The 288-nt window shown below is 40.6% G+C and carries 1 protein-coding gene; it reads right to left on the reverse strand.

What is annotated here, in order from left to right; all coding sequences use genetic code 11:
- The coding region (locus G3A46_RS14160) for a hypothetical protein (protein ID WP_165150780.1) at window positions 1-288 on the reverse strand (288 nt) is incomplete at both ends.

Here is a 288-nt window from a genome sequence, read left to right on the forward strand (position 1 = left end):
TTACATCAAGTTCTCCATCACCATCAGTGTCTCCACTTATTGGACCGGCTAATGGACCTCCTAATAATGGGTCGTCTACTATGATGTTAGACAGACTTACATTTCCTTGGTTAGTTACTGTGAAAGTGTATGTGATAGTCTCGTCAACATCTGAACAATCGTCACCGTTCTCGTCATTAAAGACTCCTGTTTTTACAATTGCAATTGCAGGGTTTTGACAAAGTTCGATAACTGTCGGCTCGTCGTTTCCAACTGTTGATCCTGATAAATCAGATACTGTACTTTGGT

Source organism: Aequorivita sp. KMM 9714, assembly GCF_011065475.1.
GTDB classification, from domain to species: domain Bacteria; phylum Bacteroidota; class Bacteroidia; order Flavobacteriales; family Flavobacteriaceae; genus Aequorivita; species Aequorivita sinensis.